Origin of the sequence: Nocardia sp. CA-145437 (genome assembly GCF_050956485.1) — a bacterium.
In the GTDB taxonomy this organism is placed as follows: Bacteria; Actinomycetota; Actinomycetes; order Mycobacteriales; family Mycobacteriaceae; genus Nocardia.
In genome coordinates this window covers 5606413-5626483 of record NZ_CP191204.1, presented here as the reverse complement: position 1 = coordinate 5626483, position 20071 = coordinate 5606413, and the positions used below count along the sequence as shown (strand labels likewise).

Genomic DNA, 20071 nt, shown 5'->3' with positions numbered 1-20071 from the left:
CGTCATAGCGCGTCGTCCGGGGGCGGCGTCCCAGGCTCGGGGTCTTCGAAATGCCGCTTGCGGGCCCGATCGACCTCCAGCCGCCAGGTGGTGCCGGATTCGGCGAGGCGGCGCTGGAGGGTGCGGGGGCTGGTGTACAGGCGCCGCGCGACTTGTTCGAGCAGCGCGTCGGTGCCGTCGAGCACCTCGGCCAGCACCGTGGCCACCCGGTCGGGCCATTCGGTGGCGCGCGGGGGCGGCGGCGGCATGGTGGCGGCGTGGCGGCGCAGCACCGCCGCCAGCATGGGGTCCGCGGTGATCTGCGGCCGCTCGAAGTCGGTGTTGCGATAGGTGATGCGGTCCATCGGGGCGCCGAATTCCAGGCTGGCCGTGCCGAATTGCTCGGTGAACGCGTCCAGCCGCCGCGGCGCGCGCTCGCGCAGTTCGACGCACACCGGATCCATGGGCTGCCCGGTGATCTGGCGCATGCGCGAGACCAGCGAGGTCAGCGCCATCTGCACCGACAGATCACGTCCACGGCCCGCCATATTGACGGTGTAGACGTCGAAGGTGGATTCGGTCTCGGTCTGCGCGCCGGCCTCGATGCGGAAGTTGGTGGAGATCGAGCCGACGTAGGGTCCCAGCACCCCCAGCCCCGCGCCGACGGTGTCCGCGGTCGAGATCAGGTAGTCGATCAGCCCGAATTCGCCGAGCCGGTAGCTGCCCGTGGCGCGCAGCGTGGCCTCCGGGTCGCCGAGTTCGTGCTCGAAGAGCTCCCACAGGCGCGGGAAGTAGTCACTCGACACCCGGGCGTCCCCGTCGGCCAGCAGCCAGCCCGGTATCCCGGCCTCCCGCGCCAGGCGGGCCGGATCCAGGCCCGCCGAGGCGGCGCGGGACAGCACGAAGCGGGGCAGCAGCACGGAGTCGGAGGTGTGCACGTGCCAATGGTGAGGGCAATTCCGGGCTGGAAACCCGGAATTCGCGGAACTGTGAGAGAGCCCGCTCGTCAGGCTCGGATGAAGGTGGCGGCGATGCCCCAGAAGCGGTCTCGGGCGACCGCGCGGAAATCCCATGTCTGCATGATGTTGTGGGTGGCGCTGACGATCCCGGACACGTCGAAGTCGTCGCGGGAGGCGGTTCCCTTGGCCTCCAGGGCGGCGATGACGTAGGCGGTCGCGGACTCCACGGTGTGGGACACGGGTGTTCCTATCTGTCGCAGGGGCAGGGCGGGTCGGTACGGGTGGGGCGGGTTCAGCGGGTGGTGTCGGTCAGGACGTCCTCGTAGCGGTACTCGGTGGGGATGGTGACGCCTTCCGCGTGCGCCTGTTCCTCGCGGTGGCGCAGGTCCACGCGGCGGATCTTGCCGGAGATGGTCTTCGGTAGTTCGGTGAACTCCACCCGGCGGACACGCAGGTAGGGAGCCAGGTGGTCGCGGGCGTATTCGAGGATGGCGCGGGCGGTTTCGGCGTTGGGTTCCCATCCCGCAGCCAGCGAAACGTATGCCTTCGGCACGGCAAGCCGCGTGTCGTCCGGTTGCGGGACCACAGCGGCCTCCACCACGGCCGGATGCTCGATGAGCACGCTCTCCAATTCGAACGGCGACACCTTGTAATCGGAGGATTTGAACACGTCGTCGGTGCGTCCGATGTAGGTGATGTAGCCGTTCGCGTCCCGGGCCGCGACATCGCCGGTGTGGTAGTATCCGCCCGCCATGACCGCGGCATTGCGTTCGGGATCGCCCAGGTAGCCGGTCATCAGGTTGACCGGCCCAGCGGACAGGTCCAGGCAGATCTCGCCCTCGTCGGCGAGCTGCCCGGTGATCGGATCCACCAGCGCCACCGGCACACCCGGCGCGGGACGGCCCATGGAGCCGGGCACCAGCGGCTGTCCGGGCGTATTGCCCACCTGCAGGGTGGTTTCGGTCTGGCCGAAGCCGTCACGGATGGTCAGGCCCCACGCCTTCTCCACCTGCGCGATGACGTCGGGGTTCAATGGTTCACCCGCGCCGAGGATTTCGCGCAGCCCGGCCGGACGCTCGCCCAGATCGGCCTGGATGAGCATGCGCCACACCGTGGGCGGCGCGCAGAACGTGTTCACTTCGGCCCGGCGCAGCTGCGCGAGCAGGGCGGCGGCGTCGAAACGCGCGTAGTTGTAGACGAAGACGGTGGCCTCGGCCAGCCACGGCGTGAAGAAGCAGCTCCAGGCGTGCTTGGCCCAGCCGGGCGCGCTGATGGCCAGGTGTGTGTCGCCGGGCCGGACGCCGATCCAGTACATGGTGGTCAAATGACCGACCGGGTAGCTGATCTGGGAGTGCTGCACCATCTTCGGCTTGCTGGTGGTGCCGGAGGTGAAGTACACCAGCAGCGGATCGGTCACCTCGGTGACCGACCGGAACGGACCGGCCGACTCGACCGCCGCGGCATCGGCATAGCTCTGCCAACCGGAGACGGCCCCGCCCACCACGATTCGGGTGTAGTCGCCGGGCACCTCGTCGAACTTGCCCGCGTCGCCCTGGTTGGCGATGACGAAACGCGCTCCGGCCCGTTCGATCCGGTCGCTCAGGTCGGCCGGGCCCAGCGCGCCGGTGGTCGGCATGATGACCGCGCCCAGTTTGGCCACGGCCAGCATGGCCTCCCACAGCTCGACCTGATTGCCCAGCATGAGCATCACCCGATCGCCCTTGCCCACGCCCAGCCCGGCCAGCCAGGTGGCCACCCGATCCGAGCGCTCGGCCATCTCGGCGAAGCCGACCTGCTGCTCGGACCCGTCCTCCTCGACGATCCAGAGCGCGGGCCGGTCGTTGCCGCGGGCGATGACGTCGAACCAGTCGATCGCCCAGTTGAATTCACCGGACAGTCGCGGCCACTCGAAATCGCGCACCGCCGCGTCGTAGTCGGTGGCGGCGGCCAGCAGCCCGTCACGGGCCGCGCGATAGGCCTCGGTATTGACGTTGTTCACGCGTTCTCCTCGGTCGTTCCCAGTAGCCGCGCGCTGATCTCCCGCATCTCGACCTTGCGAATCTTGCCGGTCACCGTCATCGGGAACTCCTCGACGACGTGCACGTAACGCGGCACCTTGAAATGCGCGAGCTTGCCGGTGCAGTACTCGCGCAGGGTCTCGGCGGTCAGCTCCTCCGCCCCGGGCCGTAGCCGGACCCAGGCCATCAGCTCCTCGCCGTACTTGGCGTCGGGCACGCCGATCACCTGGGCGTCGAGGATGTCGGGATGGGTGTAGAGGAATTCCTCGATCTCGCGCGGGTAGATGTTCTCGCCGCCCCGGATCACCATGTCCTTGATCCGCCCGGTGATGGCGACGTACCCGTCGGCGTCCATGGTGGCCAGGTCGCCGGTATGCATCCAGCGCGCGGAATCGATGGCCTCCGCGGTCTTCTCGGGCTGACCCCAGTAGCCGAGCATCACCGAGTAGCCGCGCGTGCACAGCTCGCCCGCGGTGCCGATCGGCACCGTCACCCCGGTCACCGGGTCCACGATCTTGACCTCGATGTGCGGCCCGGCCCGGCCCACGGTGGCGGTGCGCTGCACCAGCGAATCGTCGCGGCGGGTCTGGGTGGACACGGGGGAGGTCTCGGTCATGCCGTAGCAGATGCTCACCTCGCGCATGCCCATCCGCTCGATGACCTGCTTCATCACCTCCACCGGGCACGGCGATCCGGCCATGATGCCGGTGCGCAGCGAGGACAGGTCGTAGGCGTCGAAGTCCGGGTCGGCCAGTTCGGCGATGAACATGGTCGGCACCCCGTACAGCGAGGTGCAGCGTTCGGCCGCAACGGCTTCCAGGGTGGCGCGGGCGTCGAAGGCCGGGGCCGGGATCACCATGGCCGCGCCGTGCGTGGTGGCCGCCAGATTGCCCATCACCATGCCGAAGCAGTGGTAGAAGGGGACCGGGATGCAGATGCGGTCCTGCTCGGTGTAGCCGCACAGCTCGCCCACGAAATACCCGTTGTTGAGGATGTTGTGGTGGCTGAGCGTCGCGCCCTTGGGGAAACCCGTTGTGCCGGACGTGTACTGGATATTGATCGGATCGTCGGTGGACAGCGCCGACTGCGCCGCCGCCAGCAGGTCCGGATCGGCCGCGCGCCCGGTGGCGAACAGGTCCCGCCACTCGGTGCTGTCGAGCAGCACCACCTGCTCCAGCTCCGGGCACTCCGGGCGAACCTCGTCGATCATGGCCGCGTAGTCGGAGGTCTTGAACGCGGGCGCCGCGACGAGCAGCCGGATCTCCGCCTGAGTCAGCACGTAGCGCAGCTCGTGGGCCCGGTAGGCCGGGTTGATGTTCACCAGGATCGCGCCGATCTTGGCGGTCGCGTACTGGGTCAGCGTCCACTGCGGGCAGTTCGGCGCCCAGATGCCTACCCGGTCGCCCTTGCCGATCCCGGCCGCCAGCAGGCCCAGGGCCAGGGCGTTCACCTCGTCGGTGAACTCGCGGTAGGTCCAGCGGATGCCGGTCGTGTAGTCGATGAGGGCCTCGCGGTCCGGATGCGCCGCCGTGGTCCGGTCCAGGTTCGCCCCGATGGTGTCCCCCAGCAGGGGAGCGTCCCAGACTCCGAAGGTGTAGCTCGTGCTCTCGGTCACACCAGTAGGATCTACGTCACACCCAGCCTCGACTACCCCCGAAAGGGGCTACCCGATGACTACGGCCGCCGACGGGCTCCTGCGCCCCAGCGACGGCGACGCCCTGCGCGCTGAGCTGCGCGCGCTCGCCGCCCTGAGCAAGCTGCCGGTCGTCTTCGGGGGCGAGGTGCACGCGGGCACGCTGGTGCTCAGCGAGTTCGTCGGAACCCGGACCAACGGCATGCGGGGGCTGGCGGTCGCGCACAGCTCCGGGCTGGGCGGTTCGGCGGTGGCGACGGGCCGCCCGCGCTCGGTGGCCGACTACCGCTCGGCGTCCACCATCACCCACCACTACGACGTCCCGGTCCTGGGGGAGGGCCTGCGCTCGGTGGTGGCGGTGCCGGTGGTGGTCAAGGGCGAGGCGCGCGCGGTGATCTACGTCGCCAATCGCGAAACGGGGGTGATCGGCGACGGAGTGGCCGACGAGATGGTGCAGGCCGCGCGGCGGCTCAGCACGGAACTGGCCATCCGCGACGAGGTGGATCGGCGGCTGCGGCTGTCCTTCGCACGGGAATCCATGAACAGCGCCAATGTGATTGCCACCGAACAACTCCGGGATCTGCACGCGGAGCTGCGGGGGATAACCCAGGTGGTCTCCGATGCCACCGCGCGGGCGCGGCTGCGGGACGTCACGGAGAGACTCGCCCGCCTGGTGTCGGGGGTGGCGGCCGCCGACGACGCGGTGACGCTGGCTCCGCGCGAACTGGACGTGCTGTCCCATATCGCCCTGGGTTGCACCAATGTGGAAGCGGCCCAGCGGCTTTCGGTGAGCCCGGAGACGGTGAAGAGCTACCTGCGCAGCGCCATGACCAAACTGGGCGCGCACAATCGCCACGAGGCGGTCGTGCGAGCACGCCGCCTCGGGCTCCTTCCGTAAACGCTTCCCCCTGGATGGGGCTTCAGCTGCCCCGGAGAATCGAACTGCTTCTCCACGGGTGGGCCTTCAGGGACTTACCCCTGAAAGCCCCGAGAGTTGGCCGGCTCAGTCCGCCACCAGGTGACGAATGGATTCGCCGCCCTTGGCGTGATGCAGTCTTCCGAACCTGCTGTCGAGCAGGTGTGCCATGCTGTCGGCGGCCCCGGTGTAGGCGTCCTCGACGGTGGCCGCGCGATGCGTGGTGGCGACCGGTGGCTGGCCCTTGGGCCGGGCCTCGAGGGTGCACTTCTTGTCTTCGGAACCACCCTTGTGGCCGTTCACATCGGTGATGTGGGCCTCGACCCGGGTGAGATGATCCGCGAACCGGTCCAGAATCGCAGCGATGGTATCGGTTGCATCCTGGGCGATCGCGCCGCCACCGACGTTCTTGTCGGCGAAGACCTGGATTTGCATGGCTGGCATCTCCAATCTTCTCGGTACTAGCCGAGAACTTGCTGACACCTTCGACCATACCTACCCCGGCTGAGACTCGCCTGTGGGATCGCTCGCGTGGACCGGAATCACCGCGCGGCGACCGGGTTCACCGCGTGGCGAGGTCCAGCACGGTCAGGGCCAGGTGCTCGGCGGCCTCCGGGTGTCCGAGGGCGCGGGCCGCGGCGGAAACGGCTGCGCGGGTCTCGGATTCGGTGAGCAGCTCGGTCAGGGCGGCGCGCAGATTGGCGGTGGTGGCGTCCTCGCCGACCAGGGCGCGGGCCGCATTGTGGTCGGCCAGGATCCGCGCGTTGCGGATCTGCTCCCCGCCCACCGAATGCGGGTAGGGGATCAGCACCGACGGCTTGCCCAGGGTGGTGAGTTCCGCGAGAGTGCCCGCGCCGGAACGGGATATCACCACATCGGTGAGCGCCAGCACGTCCGGGAGCTCCGGGCCGATGAACTCGCGCACCAGGTACCGGCCGCGCACGTCCTCGGGCAGGGTGGCGGCGAAGTCGCGCACCTGCTCGAAGGACAGCCGCCCGCACTGGTGAATCACGTTGGCGGAGTGCAGCAGTTCGGGCAGCAGCTCCCGGATCAGATCGTTGATCTGCACCGCGCCCTGCGCGCCGCCGGTGATGTAGACGGTCGGCAGGCCGGGGGCGTAGCCGTCCCAGTCGAGGGCCTTGACCGCCGCGGCGGGGTCGCCGGTGGTGAGCGCGGGCCGAATCGGGTTGCCGGTGACCAGGGCCCGGCCCCGGACCTTGGCGGGCAGCATGGCGATGGAGGCCTCGGAGGACAGCGCGATGCGGTCGGCCATCCGGGCCAGCAGCAGGTTGGCCTTGCCGATGCCGGTGGTCTGCTCGTGGATCACCAGCGGGCGGCGGCGCAGCGCGGCGGCCATGCCGATGGGGGCGCACACGTAGCCGCCGGTGCACAGCACCGCGTCCGGCCGGAAGCGGCCCACCACGCCCTGGGCGGTGAGCACGCTGACCGGCACCCGCAGCGCGTCGCGGGCATTGTCCTTGTTGAGCATTTTCAGCGGATTGCGGTCGCGCCGCAGCTTTCCGGCCTTGATGCCGGTGAAGTCGATGTCGTTCTCGGCCGCCACCCGCTGTTCGAGACTGTCGGGCACGCCGACCCACAGCACCTCGGCGGTGGCGCCGGCCTCGGCGGCCAGATCGCGCAGCGCCCGGACCGCGGCGACCGCCGGATAGGTGTGGCCGCCGGTGCCGCCGCCGGCGACGATCACCCGGACCCGGCCACGATCGCCCAGCCGCTGCAGGATCGGGGTGCGGTCGGCGGCGGGATTCGACATGGACGATCCTCCTGGGCGGGGTGGGTCGGTTGGGTGGGGCAGCGCCCAGGCTATCCCGGGAACGGCTCCGGGATCCGGTCCGGGAGGTACCGGTCGGTCGGAGAAGATTGCGAGGTGTTGGCGAGACGGCTACGAGCCTTTACCATGGTTGTGACACTGATCACGTTGTCGCAGTAAGAGTCACGTCTTCGCAGTGCAGTTCCGACGCGGTCCCGTTCGGCTTTTCCCCGAGTAGCGATATTTCCCCAAAGCAGTGCGCACCGGCATGTCCTATTGATCAGCCCAGCGAGAGGGCCCCGCAGTGAAGCCCTTCACCCTGCCCGATTTCTATTCCCCGCACCCCGCCCGGCTCAATCCCCATCACGACTACGCCCGCGTCCACGCCGCCGCGTGGGCCGAGCGCCTGGGTATGCTCGGTGAGCCCGGGGTCGACGGCAAACCCATCTGGGACGCCGAGAAATTGGAGCGCATGGGGTACGCGCTGCTGTGCGCCTACACCCATCCCGATTGCGACGCCGAGACTTTGACGCTGCTGACCGAGTGGTACATCTGGGTCTTCTACTTCGACGACTGGTTCCTCGACGCCTACAAGCGCACCGGCAACCGCGCCGAGGCCACCCGCTACCTGGCGCGCCTGGAAGAGTTCATGGCCGAACCGGGTTGTCCCGCACCGGAACCGGAGAACGCCTCGGAGGCCGGGCTGGCCGACTGCTGGGCCCGCACCGTGCCCGTCATGTCGGAGGACTGGCGGCGGCGCATGCGCCGCTCCACCCACAACCTCATGGTCGAATCCCTCTGGGAATTGGACAATATCGCCCGCGACCGGGTCGCCAATCCGGTCGAGTACATCGAGATGCGCCGCCGGGTGGGCGGCGCGCCCTGGTCGGCCGCACTGGTGGAATTCGCCTGCGGCGCCGAGGTGCCCGGCCGTTTCGCCGAGGAGCGCCCGCTGCGGGTGCTGTGCGAAACCTTCTCCGACGCAGTGCATCTGCGCAACGACCTGTTCTCCTACGAACGGGAGGTGCGGGTCGAGGGTGAGAACGCCAACATGGTGCTGGTGCTGGAACGGTTCCTGGGCTTACCCACCCAGGCGGCCGCCGAGCTCACCAATGACGTGCTGACCTCCCGCCTCAAGCAGTTCGAGCACACCGCGCTCGCCGAGGTGCCCCCGTTGTTCACCGAACGCGCGGCCACTCCCGAGGAGCAGCTCGCGGTGACGCGCTACACGCTGGGACTGCAGGACTGGCAGTCCGGTGGGCACGAATGGCATCTGCGGTCCAGTCGATACATGAACAGCGGCGTCGATCGGGGGCCGACCGGCCTGGGCACCGCCGGCGCACGGCTGCGGCCCGGGCTGCGGGTACAGCTGAATCAGCATGTGCCACCGCCCCGGGTGGCGGGTCCGCTGCCGGTCAATGGGCTGGAGATGCCCTACGTCGTGGGGGTGAATCCGCACGTGGAGCTGGCCCGCGCCGATGTCGCGGAGTGGGCGGCCTCGGTGGGACTGCTGGATCCGCGGGTGGGCTGGACAGCGGAATCGCTGGCGGACGCGGACTTTCCGGCGCTCCTGGCGATGGCCGACCCCGAGGCCGACGCGGAGACCTTGAAGCTGCGCTCGCGCTGGTGCACCTGGGGCAGCTACGCCGATGATCTGGGGACCCGGGTGTTCCGGGCCGATCCGGTTTCGGGACGGGATCAATTGCGGCGCTTACCTCTTCAGCTGAGCGAGAGCGCGCCGGCGCCGTCCAGTCCGCTCGAATTCGGTCTGGCCGCGCTGTGGCGGGAGACGTCGGCGGTGTGCGACGACAGCGGCCGGAATCGATTGCGTGCGGCGCTGATCGAACTCGTCGACGGCTGGATCACCGTGCTGGAGAACGAGACCCGGAACCGTTTGCCGGACCCGGTCGACTATCTCGAATTGCGGCGGATCACCTCCGGTGGTCCCTTGTTCGGCGCGCTGGATGCGCTCCATTCGCCCGGAGTTGTCTCGGATCCGGCGGTCGCGGACCTCGCGGACTCCGGTATCGTCCGGCAGCTGCAACATTCGGCGCAGGACTACACCGGTCTGGTCAATGATCTGTACTCGTATCAGCGGGAAATCGAATATGACCACGAACTGCACAATCTGGTGTATCTGACGCAGTCGTTCCTGGGCTGTTCGCGGGAGCGCGCGTCGGCCATCGTGGTGGACCTGGCCAATGAGCGGCTGCGGCAGTTCGAACTCGTTGTCCGCGATCAGCTTCCGGGCTTCATGGCCGATCATCAACTGTCGGAGGAGGTTCGGGCCGCGCTGCTGACGCACGTCGATCGGCTGCGCGATCACATGGCCGGAAACCTGCACTGGCACATCAGGACCGGACGTTACTCCGAGGCAGCGCCGCGCGTGTCTCGGCCCAGGCAAGCGCTCGGCCGCCCGCTGGGGCCGTTCGTCAGCGTGCACGCCGCCCCCGCGGCTCGTCGCTGAGCGGTCGGCACCCATATCTCGCGGGGCCCGGTGTCCATCGGGTCGGCGCCGACCCGGTCGGGTCCGGCGACCACGAGTCCGCAGCAGTTCACTGGAGGTTGCCATGAGTTCGTCGACAGCGGCCGGCGCCGCCTTCTCTCATCGGAAAGGCGCGCGGGACAGCGGAATCGGGGCCGATGAGCGGGCCACACACCTGTTGCGGCGGGCCAAGCGCCTCACTCGGCCGCTGCTGCGGGCCGCGTTCGACACCCTGCCCAGCGAACTGCGCCTGATGGCCGAGTACCACGTGGGCTGGTGCGACGCGAACGGTGTGGTGACGGAGGGGGAGTCGGGCCGGGGACTGCGCCCGGCGCTGGTGCTGGCGGCCGCCGCGGCCCTGGACACCGAGCCCGCCGCCGCCGTGCACGCCGCGGCCGCGGTCGAGATGGTGCACAACTTCACGGTCATCCACGACGACATCGTGGAGGGCGGCGCTGTGCGCCGGGGGCGTCCCACGGTGTGGCAGTTGTGGGGTGTGGACGACGCGGTGCTGGTCGGGGACGCCCTGCACAGCCTGGCCATCTGGACCCTGGCCGACGCCCCGGCGACCGCGACGCTGGACAGCATCGCGCGCCTGGCGGACGTGGTCATCGAGCTCTGCCTGGGCCGGCATCACGACCGGGCCCAGGAATCCGCTCCGGCCGGGTCGCTCGAGGAGTGCCTGGAGACGCTGCGCCACCAGCGGGCGGCCCTGCTGGGGTGCGCGTGCGCCATGGGCGCCTTGTGCGCGGGCGCGCCCTCGGAGGTGGTGGCGGCCATGGACCGGTTCGGCCGGGAGCTGGGCATCGCCTGTCAGCTGTGTGACGACCTGCGCGGGATCTGGGGTGAGCCCGGCAATCCGAGCCGACCGGTCGGCCATGATCTGATGCGGCGCAAGCACTCCTTACCCGTGGTGGCGGCCCTCGAGTCGCCGACGCCGGCGGGCCGCGAGTTCGCCGAGCTCTACGCCTCGGCTACCGCTCTGGATCGGGAATCGGCCGCGCACGCCGCGGATCTCATCGCGCGTGCGGGTGGAAAAGCTTGGGCGCAAGCGGAATCCCTGCGGCATATGCGCGCCGCCGCGGACATGCTGGAGGGACGTCCCGCCGCGGATCTGCTGGCCTTGGCCGAATGCGTCGTCCCGCACGATCGGTGACGCCTCGATCATCGCGACGATTCGACATCGGGCAAATCAATTCGACCGGGCGGTTCATATTGCGCCGCAATATAATTCCGTCGGGAACAATTGTGACTCCGCGCTGTCTCTGTCAATAAGTCTTAACCCCGGTGGCGTGCATGTAGCGGATCGCTTGCGCTGGTGATGCTGGATCCCACCCCGGCGAATTCGGTAGCCGCGAAGGGACTTAAGTACTCGATTCGCAGGAATCCATTGCTCCAAAACTGCTGGGCTGTCACGATATCCCACACGCGGTGAGCGGGGTCGATGCGATTCGCCGTCGAAATATCAACCAGGCGTGCGCGTTTCGCTGTCGGTCGCGCATTCGCGCCATGTCGTTCTGCCTATTTCCCCAGGAGTTCGCGCATGACTACGGGACCTGTCGCCGGGCGCCTACCGGCCTTGGACCGCGAATCGGCCCGCGAACTGGTCCGGGAACTGGCGCAGGCCGCGGCCACCACGCGGACCGGGGTACTGCGGGTGACCGGGGAGCCGGGTGGCGACCTCCACGTCGTCCACGGGCTGGTGGTCACGGTGGACTCGCCCGGCGCGCCCGGGGTGCGCGAATTGCTCGCGCGCCCCGGGCGCACCTCCACCGGAGAGGCCGATCTGCGCGTGGTGACCATGATGGCCGCCGTGGACGGCTGTTTCGCCATCACCTCGGGCTGGATCGGCAACTGCTTCTGGCAATCGAACGCCGACCTCGAATCCACCGACGCGCCCGACACATTCGAGGACGCCGCGGCGCAGGTGCCCGGCTTCGAACCCGGGTGGATCCTGCTGGAGACCGAACGGCGGCTGGGCGCGCTCGCCCACGGCCGCGTCTCCCCGCACCGCAATCACCTGCAGCTCACCGAACGCGGCCGGGTGTTGCTCAGCGGTCCGGGCAGCGGCCACCGCCGCGAGATCCTGCTGTGGTCCAACGGCCGCCGCAGCTGCCGCGATATCGCGAAGTTGTTGTGCCGCAGCCTGTACGCGGTCACCGTCGAGGTGGTCCGGATGCTCGACGACGACCTGCTCGTCATCGCGCCGGTGGAAGTCGATCCGACCCCGCTCGACCCCGCGCCCGCCCGTGGCCTGACCGGCCGCACTCTGCTGCCGCGCCGCCGCCGCGGGGCCAGCGGCATCAATGACGCGCTCCCGCCCAGCCCGCCCCAGCCCATGCTGCGGGGCGGCCAACGAAGCCTCACCCCAAGGAAATCAGAGAGGACGCAATGAACAATCCGAGCGGAGCCGGCGCGCCCGGCAGCATGACGGATCGAATCGCGACGCTGGTCAAGGTGCTGCGATCGGACGTGCCCGACTGCATCGCCGCGGGCGCGATCGATATGTCGACCGGCATGTTGCTGGCCGTGGAGACCGTCGACAACCACCCCACCGAAGTGCTCGATCTGCTGGCCGCTGCCACGCTGGAGCTGTTCCAAGGCCGCAATGTGGTCATGATCGAGAACATCTGGAAGGAGCGCCGCGGCATCCGCTCCGACCGCCACTACTTCCAGGAGATCCTGGTCAACAGTGACAACCTCACCCACCTGTTCGTGCGGACCGAGAGCCGCGAGGACGTGGTCGTGGTCGTGGTGTGCCGCAAGTCGGTCAATGTGGGCATGCTCTTCGCGCAGGCCCGGCGGGTGCTCAAGGATGTCGGCAGGCTGTGACCACGCGGCTCGGCGCGGACCGGTCAGGGAATCCGGGCCACCGCGCCGAGCATGGACACCGCCTCCGGTCGCGGATGCGGCCGATACTCCTCCGGCCGCCACAGCGTGACCGCGGTGATTCCCGGCGGGACCAGGGTGAAGCCGTCGAAGAACTGGGCGAATTCGGTGCTCGAGCGTAGTTGGAAGGGCACGCCGCTGCGGGTGTTGGCCTCAGCCGACCGGGCCAGGTCGTGCTCGTCGAAATAGTCGTTGGTGGCGTGCGACATGACCAGGTAGCTGCCCGGCGCCAGCGCGTCGGTGAGCGTGCGGATCAGCTCGTAGGGGTGCTCGTCGTCGGGCATGAAGTGCGCCACCGCCACCACCATGAGCGCGACCGGCTGACTCAGGTCGATGGTCGAGCGTAGATCGGGGTGGTCGAGGATGTGCTTCGGGTCGCGGAGGTCCGCGTCCAGGTAGGCGGTCCTGCCCTCGGGGGAGCTGTCGAGCAGGTGCCGGGCGTGCACCAGCACGATGGGGTCGTTGTCGACGTAGACGATGCGGGATTCGGGGGCGATGCCCTGGGCGATCTCGTGCACATTGCCCGCGGTGGGCAGGCCGGTGCCGATATCGAGGAACTGGCGAATTCCGGCCTCACCGGTCAGATAGGCGACGGCGCGCCGCAGGAAATTCCGGTTCTCGACCGCGGCGAGCTGGACCGTCGGAAAGGCCTCGGCGACCGCGTCGGCGGACTCGCGATCCGCGGGGAAATTGTCCTTACCACCCAGCCAATAGTCGTACCGGCGGGCCGGGTGTGGTTTGGTGGTGTCGACGCGCTCTGCCGCTGAATCCGAGTTCACAACGCTCCCAATCCTTTTCGGCTACTGTCTGACTATGTCAGCTCCAGTTGCGGATCGGTAGCGGCGGTCCCGCGCCCGCGCCGCGACATCGCCGGAAGGTTCGTCATGCAGTTGCGATACAGCCCGTTCGATTTCGAAGTCCATTCCGATCCGTACCCTTACTATGCCAGGTTGCGCAGCGAGGCCCCGGTCTACCGGAACGAGACCGACGATTTCTGGGCCCTGTCGCGCCACGCGGACGTACTCGCCGCCCTCCGCGATTCGGATCGTTTCTCCAGCAAGAACGGCTTGCGCATGGAGCCCGCCTTCTGGGGCCCGCAGGCCGAGCGCTTCTTCTCCTTCGTCGCCATGGACCCGCCCAAGCACACCCGGCTGCGCGGCCTGGTGACGCGGGCCTTCACCGCGCACCGGGTGCAGGCGCTGGGGCCGCGGCTGCGCGAGATCGCGGTCTCGATGCTGGAACCGCTGCTCGCGCGCGGCAGCTTCGATCTGATGGCGGAGTTCGCGGGACCGTTCCCGACCGAGGTGATCTCCGAGTTGGTCGGCGTGCCCGAGGGTGATCGGGAGATGCTGCGCAAGCTCGGCATGGAGATCATGTACACCGAGGAGGAGTCCACCGACCTGCGGCCCGAGGCCATGCAGGCGATCGGCGCGCTGGTCGGCTACTACACCGAGCTGACCATCGAGCGCAGCAAGTCCCGCCAGGAGGACCTGCTCTCCGGTCTGCTCGACGCCGCCGAGGGCGATGATCGGCTCACCCCCGAGGAGATCGTGGGCGTGCTGATCCTGCTGGTCGGCGCGGGTATCGAGACCAGCATGCTGACCTTCGGCAATGCCTGGAACGCCGCCGCCCTGCACCCGGAGGCCCGCCGTGCCGCGCTCGACGGCCGGATCGACGACTGGATCGCCGAGGCCATGCGCTGGGATCCGGCCACCCAGACCCAGCTGCGCACCACCACCGAGGCGGTCGAGTTGCACGGCGTCACCATCCCCGCCGACGCCCGCGTGCTGCTGCTCACCGGCGCCGCCAACCGCGACCCGGAGGTCTTCGCCGACCCGGACGCCTTCGACCTGGACCGCGACACCTCCGCCTCGCTGGTCTTCGGCAGCGGCCGCCACCACTGCCTGGGCTCCAACCTGGCGTTGCTGGAGCTGCGCACGGCCCTGCAGGAAATCGCTTCCCGCGTAGCCGATTTCGAGGTGGACGCCGCGGGCAGCAAGCGCATCCATGCCTCCAACAACCGCGGCTTCGCCACGCTGCCGACCACGGTCACGCTGCGCTGAGCTGAGCTGACGAGGGTTACCGAGCTGATCAGGGCTTGCGGGCGATTCCCCGGATCGCCCGCAAGCGCCCGTCCGCGAGCGCCTCGGTCAGGTGCTCGATCTTGGCCGGGAAGTTCGCGACGAAGGATTGCAGGCCAACGGGATTCGGCGGATTCGCCAGCACCATCCGCATGACGGTGGTCGCCTGCTCGGTGAGGTCCTCCCACTGTTCCACGGTCAGGCCCGATCGTTCGACGGCCGCGCGCAGTTCGCCGGCGGTCACCAGATGACTCTGGTCCGCGCGGTCCGCCCAGGGGAGCGGGAAGTCGGGCTCACCCTCGGATGCCGTGGTGATATCCCAGAGGGCCAGCAGGCCACCGGTATCCAGCACGCGATGCGCCTCGCGGTAGAGGCCGTCCTTGTCGGCGATGTTCATCTGCACGTGCTGGCTGATGATCGCGTCGAAGCTGTTGTCCGCGAACGGTAGATCGGTGACGTCGCCCTGTCGCACCGTGATCCGATCATCCAGTCCGACAAGCTTGTTGATCCATCGCGCCGTCTCGCAGTAGTCCTCGGTCAGGTCCACGGTCGTGACCCGGCATCCCCGGCTGTCGGCGATGAATCGCGCGGTCCCCCCGATCCCGCTGCCGGCATCCAGCACCCGTGATTCCGCGGTGATTCCCGCCAGCTCCACCAGCGCGCCCGTGGCGATCCGGCCCATGGTGTGAAAGTCCTCCACCAGGGTGAGATCGGTGAGCTGCACATGGTGGAGGTCGTACCCCGCCGTGACCAGAGCATTTTCGATGCCGGTCCGGGAGACGCCGGACAAATAGGGAGTGTCGATCGAAATATCGTTCATGTCAGCACTCTTCTTCCGAAGGCTGGATGGTCATCTAGTAATCAGCCGATGCTTACATCTCCGAGTATGCGACTGTTTCGGCTCCGCCGCCAGGGCCCGGTGGCCACGGCCCGTACCCACCACGGGAACCCAGCTCTCGAGATTCTCTCAGCGAAGGCGTGGCAACCTCGATGACATGCCGTCCACACCGCCCACGCCGAAGGAGACCGCGCCGACGACACCACCGGCCGACTACACGCTCACCGGTGTGTTCATCGCGTCCGTGCTGGCGGCGGTCATCATCGCCCTCACCTGCGTGGTGGTCTGGGCTCACGGTCCCGCCGGACCCGATGCGGCCTGGTTGCAGTGGTTCATCGACCACCGCACCGACACCTGGACCACGGTCGCGAAGGCGATCAGCGATGCGGGCGGCACCACGTCGGTCACGGTCTACGCGACGCTGGCCTGTCTGCTCCTGGCCTGGCGCAGGTATTGGAACCGGGCCGTGCTCGTCGCCGTGACCTCGGCCGGGGCGGGCCTGATCGTCTTCTTCGGCAAACTCCTGATCGGGCGCGACCGCCCGCCGGTAGTCGATCACCTCGTCACCGAGACGAACCACTCCTACCCGTCCGGCCACGCCCTCGGCTCGACGGTGGTGATCGGGATCCTGGTCGTCGTCGCACTGCCCTGGCTCCGGCCGGTCGCCAGGGCCGTGGTGACCGCGCTCGCCGTCCTGTTCGTGCTCGCTGTCGGCTTGTCGCGTCTCTACCTGGGCGTGCACTGGCCGACGGACGTGCTGGCCGGATGGCTGATGGGCGCGTGCTGGCTCACGATCTGCCTGACCCTGAGCCCGCTGACCCGCCTGGTGACCGATCGGCTGCCCGGCCGGGACTGAAACCTACCGGCGGACCTGGGTTCCGGCGGACCAGATCCGGCGGATGCGCGTCGTCGCGGTGATGTCGGTGAGCGGATCCGCGTCGAGCAGAACGAGATCGGCGCGCAGCCCCGGGGCGATCGCCCCGCGATCCACGAGACCGAACCGTTCGGCGGGCCCGGCCGTCGCGGCGTGCAGGGCCTCGGTGGGGGAGAGTCCGGCCGCGACCAGCAGTTCGAGTTCGTGGTGCAGGCCCGACCCGAACGCGGGATTCATGGGGACGCCGGGATTGGCGTTGGCGTCGGTGCCCGCGAGGATCGGGATGCCCGCGGCGTGCATGGCGGCAACCGACGCCAGACACGCGCCGAACGCGGCGGGGAAGCCCCGGACCGCGGCCATCCCTTCCATCATGGTGAGGGTGGGGACGACGATCGTGCCCTCGGCGGCGATGCGCTCGATGGTGGCGGCCGGGAGCGGATTGCCCGCGGGGACATGGGTGATGACGTCCGCGCCCGCGTCCAGCGCCATGGTGTACGCGCCGGGGGTGGCCGCGTGCGCGATGACGAGCAGGCCGCGGGCATGGGCCTCGGTGACGACGGCTTTGGCCGAGGCGGCGTCGGGGCCGCCCTCGCCGGGGGCCTCCAGCACCAGCTTGATGTAGTCGGAGCCGGTCGAATGACGCTGGGCGACAGCCGGTTCGGCCTGCTCCGCGCCGCGGATGATGGCGGGTTCGCCGAGGAACTTGCCGTGCATGCCGTCGGGTCCGACGATGGCGCGGCCCGCGCTGCGAATATCGCTGGTGCCGACGGTGTTCCGGAGGTCGGCGACCACCTCGGGCTCACAGGCCATGTCCAGGCCGGTGGTGACGCCGTGCGCGGCGAGCAGCGCGGGGGTGTCGTGGTCGCGAATGTGGACGTGGGCGTCGATGAGGCCGGGCAGCAGGACCGCGCCCGCCGCGTCGATGCGGTCGGCCCCGGTGTCGTCGGCGCCGATGATCGCGCCGTCGATGACGATCGTGGTCGGTTCGGTCAGGCCGCGGCCGTCGAAGACGCGCACATTGTCGAGGGCGGTCCGGCCGGCGCTGGAGGTAGTCACCGGTCCAGCATGCTCCCGGTTCGGGCTGTGCGGCAGCGCAATCGGATCGACGGCCTCCGGTTCAGCGGCGGCGGGGCAGCAGGCGGCGGGACACGTGGGCGGTCAGGTCCTCGGCGATCGGCGGCACCGGGGCGGTGGGGCGCGCGGGCGGCGGCGGGGCCGACCGGGCGTCGCCGGAGATCCGGATGAGCAGCGCCAGAATGATGTAGTTGGCCAGCAGCGAGGAACCGCCGTAGGACATGAACGGCGTGGTCAGACCGGTCAGCGGAATCAGTTTGGTGACACCGCCGACCACCACGAACAACTGCCAGCCGATGGAGAACGCCAGTCCGCCGCCCAGCAGTTTGCCGAACGCGTCGCGGGTGGTGAGGGCGGCGCTGAAACCGCGCACGCACAGGATCAGGAACAGCGCCAGCACCCCGGCCAGCCCGGCCAGTCCGAGTTCCTCGCCCATGGTGGAGATGATGAAGTCGGTCTTGGCGAACGGCACGTCCTGCGGCCGGCCATTGCCCATGCCGGTGCCGATCAGCCCGCCGGTGCCCATTCCGAACAGGCCCTGCGAGATCTGGTATCCCGTCGTGTAATACGTGGCCAGCGGGTCCTGCCACACCTGTACGCGCACCCGCACGTGCGCGAACAGCCCGTAGGCGATGATCGCGCCGACCGAGAACATGGCCAGCCCGATCAGCAGCCACGACGCCCGCCCGGTCGCGATGTACATCATGGCGAGCACGGTCCCGAACACCAGCAGCGAGAAGCCCAGGTTCTTCTCGTACACCAGCACGAGCACCGCGACGAAGGTGACCAGCAGCAGCGGCGCCAGATCGCGCAGGCGCGGGAAGGTCATGCCCAGGAAGCGTTTTCCCGCCGTCGTGAACAGATCCCGGTTGGCGACCAGGAACGCGGCGATGAAGATGATCAACAGCACCTTGGCGAACTCACCGGGCTGAATCGAGAAGCCGCTGATCAGAATCCAGCTCTTGCCGCCGTTGACCTCACTGAAGCGGGACGGCAGCAGCGCGGGGATGAGCAGCAGGATCACTCCGGCCAGTCCACAGGTGTAGCCGTATCGGGCGGGTTTGGTGTGATCGGGCACCAAGGCCAGTACCAGGACGAACAACGCCATGCCCAAGCCGGTCCAGATCAGCTGGTGCGCCGAATCCGACGACGGGATCGGCTTGCCCGCGTGCGCGGCCTGCGCCGCCTCCGCCCGATCGAGCCGATCGATGAGAACCAGCCCGATCCCGTTGAGCAGCACCACGCACGGCAATAACACCGGATCGGCGGCCGGCGCCCACCGCCGCACCGCCAGATGCGTGACCAACACGAACACGGTGAAGACGACCAGCGCCCGAATGCTCTGCCCGTCGAACCCGCTGCCGGTGGTGGAGGTCATGGCCAGATACGCGAATCCGGTCAGCGCCAGCGCCGCCGCGCACAGTAGCAATTCGGCGTTGCGCGGAACCCGTCCGCTCGACCTCGCCGGGGCAGGGCTGTGCCGAATTGCGCTCACACCGAACAGTATCGCGCGCGTCCAGAGGAACAGGAGCCAAAGCGGCAGGGCCGCTCGCGGTCAGTACGGTTGCGCGGTCGAGTTCCAGCTCACGGCCAGGTCCGCGGCGGCGGCGCGCGGGAACGAGACGTGTGTGGCGTCGCCGTCGGAGGTGTACCGCTCGGCCGGGTTGGCCGCCAGCCAGTCGAGCCAGTAGCCGGAGTCGAACGCGACGGGGCCGCGGCCGGACCGGATTCGGGGGATGCCCGCCGGGTCCAGGGCCGCCGTGAAAGGCGAGGCGGCCGGGTTGGAGCCGACCAGCAGGACGCCGCCGAATCGGTAGGGCGTGCCGTCCCAGCTGCCCGCGCGGGCCAGGGCGTGGTCGGCGGGATAGACGCCGAGCGGCAGGGCCATGGATCGGATGGTGGTACCGGGGGCGGCGGTGGTGATGGCGCGGATGTTCTGGACCAGTTCGCGTTGCACGTCGGCGGGCGGCAGCTGGCCCAGATTGGCGTGGGTGGCGGTGTGCGCACCGATGTCGTAGCCGTGGCGGACCAGCCAGGGCAGGGTGCGGGCGTCCTCGCCGAAGGGTTCGTTGTTGATGTAGAAGGTGGCGGTGGCCGCGAAATCCGGGTGGCGGGAATGGAATTGCTCGAGCAGGCCGACGGCGCAGTCGGGGGTCGGATCGCCGGACGGGGTGAGGGTCAGCTGGCTGCCGGTGGAGTCGTCGAAGGTGAGGACCACCGGATGGGTGCCCGCGGGTAGGTCGATGACGCCCGACAGGTACTCGGTGATGGTGATCGGGCGGTAGCCCTCGGTGTGGAGCCGCTCCAGTTCGGCGGTGAACTTCGCCGGGGTCTGGTCGTATTCGCCGCCGGGCTCCGCTTCGACGCGGTGGTACATGAGGATCGGGATCCGGCCCAGCTCATTGGCGGCGACCGCGGCCGGATCCGGTGGCCTGGCCGCCGCCGGGGGCGGGGCGGGCGCGGCCGCCGGGCTCGGAGCGGTGGATCCTCCGCACGCGGTGGCGGTCGCGCACAGCAGCGCCGCCGTGACCATTCGCAGCATGGTCGACGCCTTCAT

General features: G+C 69.1%; 18 protein-coding genes. 7 read left to right on the top strand and 11 right to left on the bottom strand.

Annotated elements, in window-relative coordinates; genetic code table 11:
* Positions 1-2 precede the first annotated feature (2 nt).
* From ACQPYY_RS26180 to ACQPYY_RS26165, 4 genes are all read right to left on the bottom strand, one after another.
* Positions 3-917 carry an AraC family transcriptional regulator ligand-binding domain-containing protein gene (locus ACQPYY_RS26180; protein WP_379094649.1) on the bottom strand — a complete coding sequence of 305 codons (915 nt, stop codon included), beginning with the start codon at positions 915-917 and terminating at the stop codon, positions 3-5.
* 68 nt (positions 918-985) lie between these two features.
* Positions 986-1177, bottom strand: a complete 192-nt coding sequence (locus ACQPYY_RS26175; RefSeq protein ID WP_379094651.1) for a hypothetical protein — start codon at positions 1175-1177, stop codon at positions 986-988.
* Positions 1178-1230: 53 nt separating this feature from the next.
* Complete coding sequence (locus tag ACQPYY_RS26170) at positions 1231-2937, bottom strand: AMP-binding protein (protein ID WP_433591366.1); 1707 nt, start codon at positions 2935-2937, stop codon at positions 1231-1233.
* Positions 2934-4571 (bottom strand): AMP-binding protein, encoded by a 1638-nt coding sequence (locus ACQPYY_RS26165; protein WP_433591365.1) that lies wholly within the window; start codon positions 4569-4571, stop codon positions 2934-2936. Before ACQPYY_RS26165 ends, ACQPYY_RS26170 begins: the two co-directional genes overlap by 4 nt.
* Before the next feature lie 55 nt (positions 4572-4626).
* On the opposite strand from ACQPYY_RS26165, the gene ACQPYY_RS26160 reads away from it, so the two are divergent.
* The gene (locus tag ACQPYY_RS26160) at positions 4627-5487 is read left to right on the top strand and encodes a response regulator transcription factor (RefSeq protein ID WP_433591364.1); all 861 of its coding nucleotides are present in this window, start codon (positions 4627-4629) and stop codon (positions 5485-5487) included.
* Positions 5488-5592: 105 nt separating this feature from the next.
* Here the strand turns inward: ACQPYY_RS26160 and ACQPYY_RS26155 are convergent, their stop codons facing one another.
* Positions 5593-5949, bottom strand: a complete 357-nt coding sequence (locus ACQPYY_RS26155) for a ribosomal subunit interface protein (protein WP_379094659.1) — start codon at positions 5947-5949, stop codon at positions 5593-5595.
* Positions 5950-6067: 118 nt separating this feature from the next.
* Positions 6068-7276, bottom strand: a complete 1209-nt coding sequence (locus tag ACQPYY_RS26150; RefSeq protein WP_433591363.1) for a UDP-N-acetylglucosamine--N-acetylmuramyl-(pentapeptide) pyrophosphoryl-undecaprenol N-acetylglucosamine transferase — start codon at positions 7274-7276, stop codon at positions 6068-6070.
* A gap of 301 nt (positions 7277-7577) precedes the next feature.
* On the opposite strand from ACQPYY_RS26150, the gene ACQPYY_RS26145 reads away from it, so the two are divergent.
* The 4 genes from ACQPYY_RS26145 (at position 7578) to ACQPYY_RS26130 (ending at position 12590) form a co-directional block, all read left to right on the top strand.
* A complete protein-coding gene (locus ACQPYY_RS26145; protein ID WP_433591362.1) occupies positions 7578-9740 on the top strand; it encodes a terpene synthase family protein in 2163 nt (720 codons plus the stop codon).
* Between the two features lie 103 nt (positions 9741-9843).
* Positions 9844-10914, top strand: coding sequence for a polyprenyl synthetase family protein (locus ACQPYY_RS26140; protein WP_433591361.1), 1071 nt, complete (start codon positions 9844-9846; stop codon positions 10912-10914).
* Positions 10915-11301: 387 nt separating this feature from the next.
* Entirely contained in the window at positions 11302-12153 is an 852-nt protein-coding gene (locus tag ACQPYY_RS26135) for a hypothetical protein (RefSeq protein WP_433591360.1), read from the top strand.
* The gene (locus ACQPYY_RS26130) at positions 12150-12590 is read left to right on the top strand and encodes a hypothetical protein (RefSeq protein WP_379094669.1); all 441 of its coding nucleotides are present in this window, start codon (positions 12150-12152) and stop codon (positions 12588-12590) included. The genes ACQPYY_RS26135 and ACQPYY_RS26130 overlap by 4 nt, the downstream gene beginning before the upstream one ends.
* Before the next feature lie 23 nt (positions 12591-12613).
* Here the strand turns inward: ACQPYY_RS26130 and ACQPYY_RS26125 are convergent, their stop codons facing one another.
* Positions 12614-13426, bottom strand: coding sequence for an SAM-dependent methyltransferase (locus ACQPYY_RS26125; protein ID WP_379094671.1), 813 nt, complete (start codon positions 13424-13426; stop codon positions 12614-12616).
* A gap of 171 nt (positions 13427-13597) precedes the next feature.
* Between ACQPYY_RS26125 and ACQPYY_RS26120 the strand changes: the two genes are divergently transcribed.
* Positions 13598-14710, top strand: coding sequence for a cytochrome P450 (locus ACQPYY_RS26120; RefSeq protein WP_433591359.1), 1113 nt, complete (start codon positions 13598-13600; stop codon positions 14708-14710).
* Positions 14711-14738: 28 nt separating this feature from the next.
* Here the strand turns inward: ACQPYY_RS26120 and ACQPYY_RS26115 are convergent, their stop codons facing one another.
* On the bottom strand, positions 14739-15548 hold the full coding sequence (locus tag ACQPYY_RS26115) for a class I SAM-dependent methyltransferase (protein ID WP_433591358.1): 810 nt from the start codon (positions 15546-15548) through the stop codon (positions 14739-14741).
* A gap of 175 nt (positions 15549-15723) precedes the next feature.
* On the opposite strand from ACQPYY_RS26115, the gene ACQPYY_RS26110 reads away from it, so the two are divergent.
* Entirely contained in the window at positions 15724-16422 is a 699-nt protein-coding gene (locus tag ACQPYY_RS26110; protein WP_433591357.1) for a phosphatase PAP2 family protein, read from the top strand.
* Between the two features lie 3 nt (positions 16423-16425).
* Here the strand turns inward: ACQPYY_RS26110 and ACQPYY_RS26105 are convergent, their stop codons facing one another.
* The 3 genes from ACQPYY_RS26105 to ACQPYY_RS26095 all read right to left on the bottom strand — a co-directional run bounded on the left by ACQPYY_RS26105 (position 16426) and on the right by ACQPYY_RS26095 (position 20071).
* The gene (locus ACQPYY_RS26105; RefSeq protein WP_433591356.1) at positions 16426-17496 is read right to left on the bottom strand and encodes an amidohydrolase family protein; all 1071 of its coding nucleotides are present in this window, start codon (positions 17494-17496) and stop codon (positions 16426-16428) included.
* Between the two features lie 61 nt (positions 17497-17557).
* Positions 17558-19009, bottom strand: coding sequence for an FtsW/RodA/SpoVE family cell cycle protein (locus ACQPYY_RS26100; protein WP_433591355.1), 1452 nt, complete (start codon positions 19007-19009; stop codon positions 17558-17560).
* Between the two features lie 60 nt (positions 19010-19069).
* Positions 19070-20071: a polysaccharide deacetylase family protein gene (locus ACQPYY_RS26095; RefSeq protein WP_433591354.1), complete on the bottom strand. Its 1002-nt coding sequence runs from the start codon at positions 20069-20071 to the stop codon at positions 19070-19072.